Source organism: Mesorhizobium sp. ES1-3 (assembly GCF_020164795.1).
GTDB lineage: Bacteria > Pseudomonadota > Alphaproteobacteria > Rhizobiales > Rhizobiaceae > Mesorhizobium.
The window spans coordinates 139,630-154,160 of sequence record NZ_JAIUGW010000001.1 but is presented as its reverse complement, the minus strand read 5'-3'; the positions used below and the strand labels follow the sequence as shown (position 1 = coordinate 154,160).

The following is a 14,531-nucleotide window of genomic DNA, read 5'->3' as shown; positions in this document are numbered from 1 at the left end:
TCGGCCCTGGTTACACCTTTTCACGTTTGCGATGCGGTGCCGAAAGGTGACCGCCATTTCGCCCGACCGGCCGCCTTGCTCCCTTGGGCGGCCGGCAGGGCGAGGCAACAACGGAGCAGCTCGATGACTGCGGTGGTATCGCAAAGGCCCAGGCCATCCGGCTTCAGGATCAGCAAGCGGGTGCTGCCCTATGTGCTCAGCCTGCCGGCCTTGCTGGTCTGCATCGGCATCCTGATCCCGTTCCTGACCTCGGTGGTCTATTCCTTCCAGCGCTACCGTCTGAGCCAGCCCTGGGCGCGCCAGTTCAACTGGGGCGACAACTACATCTCTTTCTTCACCGATCCGAAGTTCTGGAACACGTTGAAAGTCTCGCTGGTCTATGCCGGCACCACGGTCGTGCTGGAACTGCTTCTGGGTCTCGCTATCGCCTTGCTGCTGCAGAAGCGCTCGACGCTCAACAACTTCATCTCGATCATGCTCTTGATGCCGCTGATGACGGCGCCGGCGCTGGCAGCGCTGATGTGGAAGCTGATGACCAATCCGGGCTTCGGCGTGCTGAGCTATCTCGCCAGCCTCGTCGGGCTGCAGGATTTCCGCTGGGCGTCGTCGCCGTCGACCGCGCTGTTCACCGTCGTGCTCGTCGACATCTGGGTCTACACGCCTTTCATCATGATCCTGCTGCTCGCCGGCCTGCGCAGCCTGCCGACGCAGCCCTTCGAGGCGGCGGCGCTCGACGGCGTGCCGAGGAGCTTCGTCTTCTTCCGCATCACGCTGCCGATGCTGACGCCCTACATCCTGACGGCGACGCTGTTCCGACTGCTCGATTCGATCCAGCAGTTCGACATCATCTACGCGATGACCCAGGGCGGGCCGGGCGACACGCTGACCGTCTTCCAGGTCGAGGCCTATCTCAACTTCTTCCAGTCGACCAATGTCGGCCGCTCGGCGGCGCTGATGATCATCCTGTGGGCGATCACCTATTTACTCTCCAACATCTTCATCAAGAACTGGCTCAGGCTGCGCGAACGCGCCCGTGGCCAGGCATAGGAGGCGGCGATGGAACACACCTCGCTTCTCGAACGCATCCTGCGCGGCGCAGCACTGACCCTGGTGGTGATCTTCTTCATGTTCCCGATCGTCTGGATTTTCATGATGTCGTTCCAGACCAACGAGACCATCCTGCGCATCCCGCCGCAGCTCATCTTCGAACCGACGCTCGCCAATTACACGGCGCTGATCACCGGCAAGCTGATGACCGCAGCCGGCACGCTCGACATCGCCTTCATGCGCAATCTCTGGAACTCGGTGTTCCTGTCGGTAACCTCGGTCGCCGTCTCGCTGCTGCTCGGCGTGCCGGCCGCCTACGCCTTCGCGCGCCACAAGTTCCGCGGTTCGGAGGACATCGCCTTCACGCTTCTGTCGTTCAGGTTCGCGCCGGCGCTCCTGGTGCTGTTGCCGCTGACCCTCTATTTCCAGAAGCTCGGCCTGGCCAACACCTATATCGGGCTGATCTGGGTCTACCAGCTGATCTGCCTGCCGTTGATCCTGTGGATCGTGCGCGGCTATTTCGAGGATATCCCGGCCGACATCGAATACGCCTACCGCATCGGCGGCCATTCGTGGTTCGCCACCTTCCGCAATATCGCGCTGCCGCTCGCCGGTCCGGGCATCGCGGCGGCCGGCCTGCTCGCCTTCATCTTCGCCTGGAACAATTTCGTCTTCGCGCTGGTGCTGGCTTCGGCCGACAAGCAGCCGGTGACGGTCGGCGCGCTCGCCTTCATCACCTCATCCGGCATCCAGTATGGCCAGATTTCGGCGGCCATCGTCCTGTCGATCACGCCGACACTGGCGCTCGCCCTCTACGCACAGCGCTATCTGGTCGAAGGCCTGTCGCTCGGCGCGGTGAAAGGATAGACATGGCCAGCCTCGAACTCAGAAATCTCGTCAAGCGCTACAAGAGCCAGACCGTCCTCGACAATTTGTCGCTGACCGTCGCGGATGGCGAGACGCTGGTGCTGTTCGGACCTTCGGGCGCCGGCAAGACTGTGCTGCTGCGCCTCGTCGCCGGCGTCATCGATCCCGACGAAGGCAAGATCCTCATCGGTGGCGAGGACATGACCGATGTCGACGCGGAATTCCGTGGCGTCGGCATGGCGTTCCAGAATTTCGCGCTGTTTCCGCACATGAGCGCGTTCGACAACATCGCGACGCCGCTGGAGGCCAAGCGTTCCTCACAGGGCGCGATCAAGGCCGGCGTCGAGAGCGTCGCCAAGCTGTTGAAGATCGGCCATGTGCTCAGCCACAAGCCACGCGCGCTGTCCAACGGCCAGAAGCAGCGCACCGCACTTGCGCGCGCGCTGGTCGGCTCGCCGCCGCTTCTCTTGCTCGACGATCCCCTGCGCAATGTCGACGCCAAGCTGCGCTTCGAGATGCGGCTCGAATTGCCGAGGCTGCTCGCCGATCGCGGCGCCACCGTCGTCTACGTCACTCAGGACTACAAGGAAGCCATGGCGCTCGGCGACCGTATCGCGGTGATGTCGCAAGGCGTCATCCGGCAGCTCGGCACGCCTGAGCAGATCTATCGTGAGCCGGCCAATATCGAGATCGCGCGGCTGTTCGGCGATCCGACCATCAACCTGCTAGACGTCAAGCCCGCGCGGGGTGCCAGAGGGGTCTATGTCGGCCTGTCCAACGTGCAGGTCCATCTCGCCGACGTTCCCGATACCGCCGTCGGTCGCGACTGCATCATCGGGCTGAGACCCGAGGCACTGCATTTCGTTGGCGAAAACGAGCCCGGCGCCATTCCGGTGACGGTCGAGGCCGAGACGCCGCTCAACGAGAAGATCGTCACCCTGGTGCGCACCGTTCGTGGCCGTGAAATCCTGGTCTCGCGCCCGGCCGGAACGCCGGGCCGCAGCGAAGGCAAGGCGCATATCGTCGTCGACGGCAAGAGCGCCTTGCTGTTCGATCGGGCGAGCGGCGAGCGCATCGGCGCGAAGAACGTCGTCAAACTACGCAACGGAGAAGCGGCATGAGCGCCAGCGCACTCACCATTTCCGGCGTCGACAAGTTCTACGGCCCGATCGACAGGGGCGTTCACGCCGTCAAGAACCTGACGATGGAGATCGGCAAGGGCGAGATCGTTGCGCTGCTCGGCTCGTCGGGCTGCGGCAAGACCTCGACGCTGCGCATGATTGCCGGCTTTGAGGAAGTCTCGCGCGGCACGATCGCGGTCGCCGGCCGCAAGGTACACACCTTGCCGCCGGTCAGACGCAATGTGGCGATGGCCTTCGAGGGCTACTCGCTCTATCCGCCGCTGACCGTGCGCGAGAACATGGCCTTTGCCCTCAAGGCCGCCCGGCTGCCCAGGAGCGAGGTCGACGCCAAGGTCGCCAGCATCGCCAAACTGCTGGAGATCGAGGACATATTGGAGCGCTATCCCAGTTCCATTTCGGGCGGCCAGCAGCAGCGTGCCAGCCTTGGCCGGGCGCTCATCCGCGAGGCCGACCTGCATCTGCTCGACGAGCCGATGGGGCAACTCGAGCCGCAGCTTCGCGCCGTGCTGCGCGGCCGTATCAAGCACTTCATCAAGGAGCGTGGCCTGACCGCGATCCTGGTCACCCACGACCAGACCGAGGCCAATGCGCTTGCCGACCGCATCGCGGTGATGGAAGGCGGCGTGCTGCAGCAGTTCGACACTCCCGACAGGATCAAGGAGCGTCCGGCGAACCTGTTCACCGGCACCTTCGTCGGCGAGCCGCCGATGAACGTCTTCGAGGCCTTTGTCGGGACCGCCGCCGGCCGCATCAATCTCAGGCTGCCCGACGGGCTGTCGCTCGACTACGACAAGGACGCTTTCAGCGCTCCGGTGCGCGACCAGCTGCTCAGCCGCGAACGGGTGGTCATCGGCATCAGACCCTACGCGGTCCGGCGCTCGAAGGAAGGTGTCCCGGCCAGGGTCTCGGCCAACCAGTGGCTCGGCGACCAGACCCACATCGCCGCCGACTTCGCCGGCGGCTCGCTGGTTCTGGTCGAGCATGACCGCACCCGGCTCGACCTCGGCGCGCCCATCAATGTCAGCATCGATCCGAAAAACCTGCACCTCTTCGACCAGGCGAGCGGCAAGGCCATCTCGCACGGCATGGAGCTCGCGTGATGCGCGACATACTGATCGGCATCGATGCCGGCACCTCCGTCATCAAATCCATCGCCTTCGACACGGCGGGCCGCCAGATCGCGGCCGCGGCAACGCCGAACCATTATGAGACGCTGCCGGGCGGCGGCGCCGAACAGGATCTGGCGCGCACATGGGCCGATGCCGCCACGACCCTGCGCCAGCTTGCCGACAAGGTGCCCGATCTCGCCAGCCGGACCGTCGCCATCGCGGTCACCGGTCAGGGCGACGGTACTTGGCTGATCGATGGCAAGGGCGAGCCGGTGGCCAAGGGATGGCTCTGGCTCGATGCGCGGGCCGCCGGCGTCGTCGAGGAGATCCGCGCGCGGCCCGATGACCGGCTGCGCTTCGAGAAGACCGGCAGCGGGCTTGCCGCCTGCCAGCAAGGCTCGCAGTTCGTCTTCATGAAGCGCACCATGCCCGAAATGCTCGGCAAGGCGGCGACCGCGTTCCACTGCAAGGACTGGCTCTATTTCAAGCTGACCGGCGAGCGTGCCACCGATCCGTCGGAAGGCACTTTCACCTTCGGCGACTTTCGCACCCGTGACTACAGCGACGAGGTGCTCGACGTGCTCGGCGTCGCCGATCTCAGGCACCTGCTGCCGCCGGTTGTCGACGGCACGAGGCACAGCACGGGATTATCGCTTGCCGCCGCCGCCGTCACCGGCATGCTTGCCGGTACACCCGTCGTGCTCGGCTATGTCGATGTCGTCTGCACCGCGCTCGGCGCCGGCCTCCTCGACCGCGAGCGCAAGCCCGGCTGCTCGATCATCGGCTCCACGGGGATGCATATGCGGCTGGCCGAGACGCCCGACGATGTGCAGCTCAACGAAGCGGCGACCGGCTACACCATGGCGATGCCGGCGCCCGGCGTGTTCGCGCAGATGCAGTCCAACATGGCCGCGACGCTCAACATCGACTGGGTGCTTGGGCTTGCCTCGGGCATTCTCGCCTCGCAAGGCATAACCCGCAGCAATGGCGAGATGATCGCCCTGGTCGATGCCTGGATCGCGGCATCGCAGCCGGCGTCGCTGCTCTACCAGCCCTACGTGTCGGAAGCCGGCGAGCGCGGGCCGTTCGTCGATGCCAATGCCAGGGCGGGCTTCGTCGGCATTTCCTCGCGCCACGGCTATGCCGATCTGGTGCGCGCCGTCTTCGAAGGCTTGGCCTTCGCGGCGCGCGACTGCTACGCCGCCATGGGTCCGCTGCCACGCGAAATCCGCCTGACCGGCGGGGCCGCCCGAAGCCCGGCGCTGCGCAAGATCCTGGGCGCGGCCATCGGTGCCGACACGCGCACCAGCGCGCGCGAGGAGGCTGGCGCCGCCGGTGCGGCGATGATCGCCGCGGTCTGCGTCGGTCAATACGCCTCGATGGACGAATGCGTCGGCGAATGGGTGACGCCGCTGCTCGGCGAGGCCGAACCGAGCGACCCGGACCTTGCCGCGATCTACGACAGGATGGCCCCGTCCTACATGCTGGCGCATCAGGCCCTGCGGCCGGTTTGGCGTGCCATGGCGACATCGCAGGAAAATTGAGAAGTCGAGTATGCCCAGGAAAATAGCGATCATTGGCGACAACTTCATGCTGCCGGAGGTGTTTCGCGCCAAAATCGAGAACGTCGTCAGTGGCGGCCTCGATATCAGGACCTTGCAGACGGCCTGGCCCGACGAGCCGATGGAGTTCGGCGATCCGGCGCTCGGCCTCGACAAGGTCAAGGAATATTTCGGCCATCCCGACGAGGTCGTCGACTTCATCGGCGATGCCGAAATCCTCGTTACTCAGCTTGCGCCCCTGTCGGAAGGCATGATGCGGCGCCTGCCGGGGCTCAGGCTGGTCGCTGTCTCGCGCGGCGGCCCGATCAACATCGACATGGAAGCGGCCAGGGCGAACGGCATCACCGTGGTCAACGTGCCCGGCCGCAACGCCACCGCCGTGGCCGAGTTCACCATCGGCGCGATCCTTACCGAGACGCGGCTGATCCGGGTCGGTCACGAGGCCCTGCGCAAGGGGGAATGGCGCGGCGATCTCTACCGCGCCGACCGCACCGGTCGCGAACTCGGTGAAATGACAGTCGGCGTCGTCGGCTATGGCAATATCGGCACGAAAGTGGTGCGCCTGCTGCGCGCCTTCGGCTGCCATGTCCTGGTCAGCGACCCCTATGTGCAGTTGAGCGCCGAGGACCGCAACGCCGGCGTCGAACTGGTTGCGCTCGACGATCTCCTGTCGCGCTCCGATGTGGTTACGCTGCATTCGCGGGTGACGCAGGAGACACGCGGCCTGATCGGCAAGGACACCATCGCGCGGATGAAGCCGGGGGTGATCTTCGTCAACACCGCGCGTGGGCCGCTGGTCGACTATGACGCGCTTTACGAGGCGCTGGTTTCGGGGCGGATCGCCGGCGCGATGCTGGAGACCTTCGCGGTCGAACCGGTGCCCTCGGACTGGCCGCTGCTGCAGCTTCCCAACGTGACGATGACGCCGCACATCGCCGGGGCCTCGGTGCGCACCGTGACCTATGCCGCCGAGCAGGCCGCCGAGGAGGTGCGCCGCTACATTGCGGGCCTGCCTCCGGTCAATCCGTGCTGAGAGCGAGAGCCATGATGCGAGAGTCCGGTCGCGGGGTGATGACAAGATGAGCGTCGGCCCCGACATCGTCGATCTCTTTGTCATCGGCGGCGGCGTCAACGGCGCCGGCATCGCGCGCGATGCCGCCGGCCGCGGCCTTTCCGTCATCCTGTGCGAAAAGGACGATCTCGCCGAAGGCACCAGTTCGCGCTCGGGCAAGCTCGTGCATGGCGGCCTGCGCTACCTCGAATATTACGAGTTCCGCCTGGTGCGCGAGGCGCTGATCGAGCGCGAGGTGCTGTTGGAATCGGCGCCGCATATCATCTGGCCAATGCGCTTCGTGCTGCCGCACAGCCCGGACGACCGGCCGGCATGGCTGGTGCGGCTCGGCCTGTTCCTTTACGACCATCTTGGCGGCCGCAAGCGGCTGCCCGCTACCCGCACGCTCGACCTGCGCACCGCGCCCGAGGGGGCGCCGATCAAGGATAGTTTCAAGCGCGGCTTCGAATATTCCGACTGCTGGGTCGACGATGCCCGCCTCGTCGTCATCAATGCTCTCGACGCGGCCGAACGAGGAGCGAAGGTCTTCACCCGCACCGCCTGCACCGCCGCCCGCCGCGAGGGCGGCCTCTGGGTCGTCGAGATGCGCGACGTCAGGACCGGCATCAAGGCCAGTGTGCGGGCTCGCGCGCTGATCAATGCCGCCGGTCCATGGGTCAACGACATCGTCAACCGCGTTGCCGGCCAGAATTCCAGGCGCAATGTCCGCCTGGTCAAGGGCAGCCATATCGTCGTGCCCAAATTCTGGGAAGGCCGGCAGGCCTATCTCGTCCAGAACAGCGACAAGCGCGTCATCTTCATCAATCCCTACCAGAACGATCTCGCCCTGATCGGCACCACCGACATTCCCTACGAAGGCCGGCCCGAGGATGTGACGGCGGACGAGAGCGAGATCGATTACCTGATCAGGGTGGTCAACCGCTATTTCAAGCGCGGCCTTGCGCGCGACGATGTGGTCTATTCCTTCTCCGGCGTCAGGCCGCTCTACGACGACAACGCCGACAATCCGAGTGCGGTGACCCGCGACTATATTTTCGAACTCGACGCGCCGGACGCGCAGGCGCCGCTGCTCTCCGTCTTCGGCGGCAAGATCACCACCTTCCGCAAACTGGCCGAGCACGCGCTGGACAGGATCGCGCCGTTCTTTCCGAAGATGGGCAAAGCATGGACCGCGAAGGCGCATCTGCCCGGCGGCGACATCGCCAATGCCGACTTCGAACAGTTCCTCGGCGACCTCGCAAACGAGTATCCGTGGATGCCCGCGTCGCTGCTGAAGCATTACGGCCGGCTCTACGGCACCAGGACGCGGTCCGTGGTCGGCGGCGCCCATTCGCTCGCCGCGCTGGGGCGGTGCTTCGGCAAGGATTTCTTCGAGCGCGAGGCGAACTACCTCTTCGAACAGGAATGGGCGGAAGACGCGGCCGACATTCTCGAACGGCGCACCAAGCATGGCCTGCATCTGTCCGCCGAGGAGAAGTCGGCCTTCGAGCATTGGTGCGCGAGCCGGCAGGTGAGGGCGGGCTGATGGCGTTCATTGCCCATGCTCGGCGACGGCGTTGAAGGGATCGCGACCTTGGCCTTCACGCTCTCCCTCAACACCAATCCGCTGGTCAACCGCTTCGCGGAGCCGGACGATGTGATCGACACCATCGCCTACGACATCGGCATCAGGGATATTCAGCTCACGCATGAATTCGTCAATCCGGGCTGGCCGGCGGCGACGATCGTCAAATTCATCCGCCTGTTCCGTAATGCCTTGGATCGCACCGGCGTGCGTGTCACCTCCGGCATGACCGGCCCCTATGGTCGGCTCAACCATTTCGGCCACCCCGATGCCGATGTGCGCCGTTACTACGTCGACTGGTTCAAGACCTTCGCCGATATCTCGTCCGAGCTTGGCGCTGGCGGCATGGGCACGCAGTTCGCCATCTTCACGCATCGCGACTATGACGACCCCGACCGCCGCGCGCGGCTGTTAGACATCGCGCTGGATTGCTGGCGAGAGGTCGCCGAACACGCCCGGGCGGCAGGCTTGACCTACCTGTTCTGGGAGCCGATGTCGGTCGGTCGCGAGTTCGGCCATACGATCGAGAATTGCCGGATGCTCCAGAATGCGATCGATGCTGCCGGCATGGCCATTCCGCTGGAGATGATGGTCGACATCGACCATGGCGACGTGACTTCCTCCAACCCGGCCGACATCGATCCCTATGCCTGGGCCGAGGCCTTCCCCCTGAAGTCACCGATCATCCACATCAAGCAGTCGTCGATGAACAAGGGCGGCCACTGGCCGTTCACCGCAGCCCACAACAAGGACGGCCGCATCACGCCTGAGAAGCTGCTGGAGACGGTGCGGCGAGGCGGCGGCACCGACAACGAGATCTGCCTCGAACTATCGTTCCGCGAGCGCGAGCCGGTCGACCATCAGGTGGTCGCCATGATCCGCGAGTCGGTCGACTACTGGGCGCCCTTCATCGAGACCGGCAGGCCTGGCCTGCTGCCGAAAGCCGGATAGAAATCGGACAGGAGCCGATGCGGCTCCTGTCCATGAAATGCAACGGGGAGCGAACTCAGGCGAATTTCGGATTGAGGCTGCCCGACTTGTAGCGCTTGGCCATTTCCGAGACCGGCAGCGGCCTGATCTTCGGCGCATTGCCGGCGGTACCGAATTGCTCGAAGCGCTCCTTGCAGAGCTTGCGCATGGCGGCCATCGCCGGGGTCAGGTATTTGCGCGGATCGAACTCGCTGGGGTTTTCGGTCAGCACCTTGCGGATCGCGCCGGTCAGCGCCATGCGGTTGTCGGTGTCGATGTTGATCTTGCGCACGCCATGCTTGATGCCGCGCTGGATCTCCTCCACCGGCACGCCCCAGGTCGGCTTCATCTGGCCGCCATATTTGTTAATGATCTCCTGCAAATCCTCCGGCACCGAAGACGAGCCGTGCATCACCAGATGCATGTTCGGCAGGCGGCGGTGGATCTCCTCGATGACGTTCATCGCCAGCACCGCGCCGTCGGGCTTGCGCGAGAATTTATAGGCGCCGTGGCTGGTGCCCATGGCCACCGCCAGCGCATCGACATGGGTGTCGCGCACGAACTGTTCGGCCTGCACCGGATCGGTCAAGAGCTGGTCGTGGCTGATCGCGCCTTCGACGCCATGGCCGTCTTCCTGCTCACCGCCGCCGCTCTCCAGCGAACCCAGAACGCCGATCTCGCCTTCCACCGAGACGCCGCCCCAATGCGCCATGTCGGCGACGCGCCGTGTGATGCCGGAATTATAGGCATAGTCGGCCGGCGACTTGCCGTCCTCCTTGAGCGAGCCGTCCATCATCACCGAGGTGAAGCCGTGTTGGATGGCGGTGACGCAGGTGGCTTCGTTGTTGCCGTGGTCGAGATGCATGCAGACCGGGATGTCGGGGTGGATTTCGACCAGCGCGTCGATCAGCTTGGCCAGCACCACGTCATTGGCGTAGGCGCGCGCACCGCGGCTTGCCTGCAGGATGACCGGCGACTTGGTCTCCTCCGCGGCCTCCATGATGGCGAGGCCTTGTTCCATGTTGTTCATGTTGAAGGCCGGCACGCCATAGCCGTATTCGGCGGCGTGATCGAGCAATTGTCTCAGTGTGATGCGAGCCAACGATTAGTCTCCCGTATCTGGTTTCAAACCTGTGGTTGCTGGCTGTCCGCGCATCGTTCAGCCCACCGATGCTTCTGGCCGGAATTCCGCGCAACCGCAACCGTGACAGAGGGTACCGGCCGCAATTCTTGTTACAGCGTCGCGATAAAAGCCGGCGAAATATCCCACGGAAATGTCTCATTATCACAAAAATTATGATACTTTTGCGGTGATATCTGTTATATCTGGGTTCGATCAAGGAGCCAGGCTTCTGCGTTGGCAGGTCTGTGGCAATGAAGAGCGACAACAGGCGGCAAGGCATCATGGATTTCCTGGTGGACGCCGGCGCGGCAAGCGTCGACGACCTCGCTTCGCGTTTTGGCGTCTCCAGGATGACCGTGCACCGCGACCTCGACGAACTCGAGGAGAGCGGCTTCCTGCGCAAGGTGCGCGGCGGCGCGTCGATCCAGCCGAGCAGCCTCTTCGAAAGCGATTTCCGCTACCGGCAGAAGCAGGCGATCGGGGAAAAACAGCGCCTTGCGGCTGCGGCCGTGGCCATGATCGAGCCTGGCCAGACGGTCGTCATCGACGACGGTTCGACGGCGGGCGGCATCGCGCGTCATCTCACCGATCTCAGGCCGCTGACGGTGATCACCAACAACCTCGCCGTCATCCAGGATCTGGCCGGTGCCGGAGGCATCAACCTGATCGCGCTTGGCGGCCAGTACTCGAAGAAATTCCATGGCTTCTTCGGCCTGCTCGCGGAGGCTTCGCTGAGATCGCTGCGCGCCGACGTCGCCTTCCTGTCCTCATCCGCCATCCATGGCGCGGCCGCCTTCCATCAGGACCAGGAAGTGGTGCAGGCCAAGCGGCTGATGATGGCCGCGGCGACACGCAAATACCTGCTGGTCGATCACGGCAAGTTTGGCCGCAGCGCGCTGCATTTCCTGACCGATCTCAAGGCATTCGACGCCGTCTTCACCGGGCGCGAGCCGGAGCTCGGGATGCGCGCGACGCTGGATGCGGCCGGGGTTTCGCTGACGGTCGTCGCCGACAAGGATTGAGGGTCAAGGAGAGTACGCGTGGTTTACTGGGTCGGTACAAGCTGGAAGATGAACAAGACGCTCGCCGAGGCGCTTGATTTTGCCGGGGCGCTGGCCGGCTTCGTGCCGGGTTTCGACGATCGGATCCAGCCTTTCGTCATCCCGCCCTTCACGGCGGTGCGCGAGGTCAGGCAGGCGCTGTCGGCAACGCGCGTCAAGGTCGGTGCGCAGAACATGCATTGGGCCGATGCCGGAGCCTGGACCGGCGAGATCTCGCCGGTCATGCTGAGCGATTGCGGCCTCGACCTGGTCGAACTCGGCCACAGCGAGCGGCGCGAGCATTTCGGCGAGACCGATCGCACGGTCGGGCTGAAGACGGCGGCAGCGGTCAGGCATGGACTGATACCGCTGATCTGCGTCGGCGAGACGCTGGCCGAGCGCGAAAGCGGCAAGGCCGATGCGGTGCTGACCAGCCAGGTCGAGGGTGCATTGCAATTCCTCGAAGACGAGGCGAGGCGAGCAGAAATCCTGTTCGCCTACGAGCCGGTATGGGCGATCGGCGACAAGGGCATTCCGGCCAGCTCCGACTATGCCGACAAGCAGCAGGCGCTGATCAAGAAGATCGCCGGCGGTCTGCTCCCGTCCGTGCCGCCGGTGCTCTATGGCGGCAGCGTCAACCCTGGCAATGCCGCGGAACTGATCGGCCAGCCCAACATTGACGGCCTATTCATCGGCCGCTCCGCCTGGCAGGCCGAAGGCTACATCGACATCCTGCGCCGCGCCTCGGCGGCAATCTGAACCAATCGAACTGGAAAGGACAAGAAATGAAAATAGCCATCGGAGCCGACAGCGCCGGCAAGCCGCTGCTCGACGTCATCGCCGCGCATCTGGCGACCAAGCCCGGCCTCACCGTCAGCGACCTCAGCCAGGCCGGCTTCTATGCGGACCTGTCGCAGAAACTTGCCCAGACGATCGTCGAAGGCGAGAACGACCGCGGCATCCTGTTCTGCGGCACCGGCATCGGCGTCTCGATCTCGGCCAACAAGGTGCCGGGCATCCGCGCGGCGCTCACCCACGACACCTATTCGGCCGAGCGCGCGGCGAAATCCAACAACGCCCAGATCATCACCATGGGCGCCCGCGTCATCGGTCCGGAACTGGCCAAGGCCATCGTCGATACGTGGCTGGCCTCGGAGTTCGACGAAAAGGGGCCATCGGCCGGCAACGTCCAGGCGATCAACAAGCTCGACGCGGCGAAGAGCTAAGCGAGACTGTCGCGCATAGCGCCGATGACGGTGACGGCCGATGCAGCGCCCGGATCCATGTGGCCAAGCGAACGCTCGCCAAGCCGTGACGAACGGCCTTTCGCGGCGATCATGTCCTTTGTCGCTTCCGCGCCGCGCTCGGCGGCGGCAAGGGCTGCCCCAAGGCTTTCCGGCAAAGGCTTGCCGGCCGCATTTGCAGCGCCAGCCGCTTCCGCCGCCGGTTGCCAGGCATCGACCATCGTCTTTTCGCCGATCTCTGCCTTGCCGCGATCCTTGATGCCTTGCGCCATCGCCTGCAGCAGCGTGATGAATTCGGCATCCGCCAGCGTCGCCTTGCCCTTGACGGCGGCGCCGGCGCGCATGAAGGCCGTGGCATAGAGCGGGCCGCAGGACGCGCCGACGGCATTGAGAAACGATTTCGCCGCCGTGTTGAGGAGCGTGGTCGGTTCGGTCGCCGTAAGGTCGAGCGATGCCAGCGCATCGCGCACGGCGTTGAATCCGAGCGCCATCGCAATGCCGTGGTCGGCGTCGCCGATGACGCCGTCGAGCTGGCAAAGCCGGTCCCTGTCTGCCTCGATCGCGATCGCGATCGCGTCGAACATTCTCTTCAGGTCGGAGACACCGATCGTCATGGAGCGCTCCTCAGCCGGCACGGAACATGGCGCAGTCGCAGGGGTGGTCGAGCATCGCCTGCAATTCTTCGTCGAGATGAAACAGCGTCACCGAAGCGCCGGCCATTTCCAGCGACGTGCAATAATTGCCGACCCAGGTCGCATGAATGGAAACGCCGATTGCGTCCAATCTCTGCTTGACCCGGCGGTTCATGATGTAGAGCTCCATCAGCGGCGTCGATCCCAGCGAATTGACCAGCACCGCGACCTTGTCGCCGCGCTTCGGCGCCATCTCGGCGAAAATCTTGTCGAGCATCTCGTCGGTGATCTGATCGGCGGTTCCGAGCTTGCCGCGCGCAATGCCGGGTTCGCCATGGATGCCCATGCCGATCTCCATCTCGTCGGCGCCGATCTCGAAATTCGGCCGCCGCGTCTGCGGCAGCGAGCAGGGCGACAGCGCCACGCCCATGGTGAAGGTGCGGTCGTTTGCCTTGCGCGCGACGCGTTCGCATTCGTCGAGGGAGAGCATGAGATCGCAGGCGGCACCGGCCGCCTTGAAGATGAAGAAATTGCCGGCGACACCCCGGCGCTTCTGCCGCTGGTCGAGCGGTGCCGAGGCGACGTCGTCGGTGGTGAGCACGGTGCGCACCTCGATGTCGTCCATGCCGGCCATCTCGGCCGCCATGTCGAAATTCATAACGTCGCCGGCATAGTTGCCGTACATGAACAGGACACCGGCGCCGCCGCTGACTGCCTTGGCGCATTCCAGGATCGGATCCGGTGGTGGCGAGGCAAAGACGTTGCCGATGGCCGCTGCGTCCGCCAGCCCCTTGCCGACAAAGCCGAGAAAGGTGGGCTCGTGGCCGGAGCCGCCGCCGATCACCAGCCCGACCTTGCCGGGCCGTGGTCCGTCGCGGGCGATGATCGAGCGCGGGCTGCCGTCCACGCTTGCGAGATGGCGAGGATGCGCGGCCAGTATCCCTTCGAGCATTTCGTCGACGGCGCGGTTGCCGTCATTGATGATCTTCTTGGTCTGCACCAGCATCCTCCTGAACTCGGCATGTTCCTGGAAACGCGTCGCGCTGAATTAACGCGACGCGTTTCCAGGTCTTTTTCTATGCACGTCCTTATCCCAAAACCGCTGCGCGCTTTTCGGCGACGTGCATCCGATACTACCGGCTGTCATCGGGATTTCCACC

General features: G+C 64.7%; 14 protein-coding genes. 11 read left to right on the top strand and 3 right to left on the bottom strand.

The window, feature by feature from the left end; all coding sequences use genetic code 11:
- Nucleotides 1-123 precede the first annotated feature (123 nt).
- From LB536_RS00735 to LB536_RS00700, 8 genes are read left to right on the top strand one after another with little or no spacing between them, the layout of a single operon-like run.
- The gene (locus LB536_RS00735) at nucleotides 124-1,047 is read left to right on the top strand and encodes a carbohydrate ABC transporter permease (RefSeq protein ID WP_224589734.1); all 924 of its coding nucleotides are present in this window, start codon (nucleotides 124-126) and stop codon (nucleotides 1,045-1,047) included.
- A 9-nt stretch (nucleotides 1,048-1,056) separates the two neighbouring features.
- Nucleotides 1,057-1,914: a carbohydrate ABC transporter permease gene (locus LB536_RS00730; protein ID WP_224589733.1), complete on the top strand. Its 858-nt coding sequence runs from the start codon at nucleotides 1,057-1,059 to the stop codon at nucleotides 1,912-1,914.
- A gap of 2 nt (nucleotides 1,915-1,916) precedes the next feature.
- Nucleotides 1,917-3,035 (top strand): ABC transporter ATP-binding protein, encoded by a 1,119-nt coding sequence (locus tag LB536_RS00725; RefSeq protein ID WP_224589732.1) that lies wholly within the window; start codon nucleotides 1,917-1,919, stop codon nucleotides 3,033-3,035.
- Nucleotides 3,032-4,156 carry an ABC transporter ATP-binding protein gene (locus LB536_RS00720; RefSeq protein WP_224589731.1) on the top strand — a complete coding sequence of 375 codons (1,125 nt, stop codon included), beginning with the start codon at nucleotides 3,032-3,034 and terminating at the stop codon, nucleotides 4,154-4,156. The genes LB536_RS00725 and LB536_RS00720 overlap by 4 nt, the downstream gene beginning before the upstream one ends.
- Nucleotides 4,156-5,709: an FGGY-family carbohydrate kinase gene (locus LB536_RS00715; RefSeq protein WP_224589730.1), complete on the top strand. Its 1,554-nt coding sequence runs from the start codon at nucleotides 4,156-4,158 to the stop codon at nucleotides 5,707-5,709. The genes LB536_RS00720 and LB536_RS00715 overlap by 1 nt, the downstream gene beginning before the upstream one ends.
- 10 nt (nucleotides 5,710-5,719) lie before the next feature.
- Nucleotides 5,720-6,760, top strand: a complete 1,041-nt coding sequence (locus LB536_RS00710; protein WP_224589729.1) for a 2-hydroxyacid dehydrogenase — start codon at nucleotides 5,720-5,722, stop codon at nucleotides 6,758-6,760.
- Nucleotides 6,761-6,806: 46 nt separating this feature from the next.
- Nucleotides 6,807-8,324, top strand: coding sequence for a glycerol-3-phosphate dehydrogenase (locus tag LB536_RS00705; RefSeq protein WP_224589728.1), 1,518 nt, complete (start codon nucleotides 6,807-6,809; stop codon nucleotides 8,322-8,324).
- Nucleotides 8,325-8,372: 48 nt separating this feature from the next.
- Entirely contained in the window at nucleotides 8,373-9,314 is a 942-nt protein-coding gene (locus LB536_RS00700) for a sugar phosphate isomerase/epimerase family protein (RefSeq protein WP_224590068.1), read from the top strand.
- Nucleotides 9,315-9,369: 55 nt separating this feature from the next.
- Here the strand turns inward: LB536_RS00700 and fba are convergent, their stop codons facing one another.
- Nucleotides 9,370-10,434 (bottom strand): class II fructose-bisphosphate aldolase, encoded by a 1,065-nt coding sequence (gene fba / locus LB536_RS00695; protein WP_224589727.1) that lies wholly within the window; start codon nucleotides 10,432-10,434, stop codon nucleotides 9,370-9,372.
- A gap of 272 nt (nucleotides 10,435-10,706) precedes the next feature.
- Here fba and LB536_RS00690 point away from each other — a divergent pair, with 272 nt between their 5' ends.
- From LB536_RS00690 to LB536_RS00680, 3 genes are read left to right on the top strand one after another with little or no spacing between them, the layout of a single operon-like run.
- On the top strand, nucleotides 10,707-11,477 hold the full coding sequence (locus LB536_RS00690) for a DeoR/GlpR family DNA-binding transcription regulator (protein WP_224589726.1): 771 nt from the start codon (nucleotides 10,707-10,709) through the stop codon (nucleotides 11,475-11,477).
- An 18-nt stretch (nucleotides 11,478-11,495) separates the two neighbouring features.
- The gene (locus LB536_RS00685; protein WP_224589725.1) at nucleotides 11,496-12,254 is read left to right on the top strand and encodes a triose-phosphate isomerase; all 759 of its coding nucleotides are present in this window, start codon (nucleotides 11,496-11,498) and stop codon (nucleotides 12,252-12,254) included.
- Between the two features lie 26 nt (nucleotides 12,255-12,280).
- A complete protein-coding gene (locus tag LB536_RS00680) occupies nucleotides 12,281-12,721 on the top strand; it encodes an RpiB/LacA/LacB family sugar-phosphate isomerase (RefSeq protein WP_224589724.1) in 441 nt (146 codons plus the stop codon).
- Here the strand turns inward: LB536_RS00680 and dhaL are convergent.
- Entirely contained in the window at nucleotides 12,718-13,353 is a 636-nt protein-coding gene (dhaL, locus tag LB536_RS00675) for a dihydroxyacetone kinase subunit DhaL (protein ID WP_224589723.1), read from the bottom strand. The two genes, LB536_RS00680 and dhaL, sit on opposite strands and share 4 nt — an antisense overlap.
- A 10-nt stretch (nucleotides 13,354-13,363) precedes the next feature.
- A complete protein-coding gene (locus LB536_RS00670) occupies nucleotides 13,364-14,371 on the bottom strand; it encodes a dihydroxyacetone kinase subunit DhaK (RefSeq protein WP_224589722.1) in 1,008 nt (335 codons plus the stop codon).
- Between the last annotated feature and the right edge of the window lie 160 nt (nucleotides 14,372-14,531).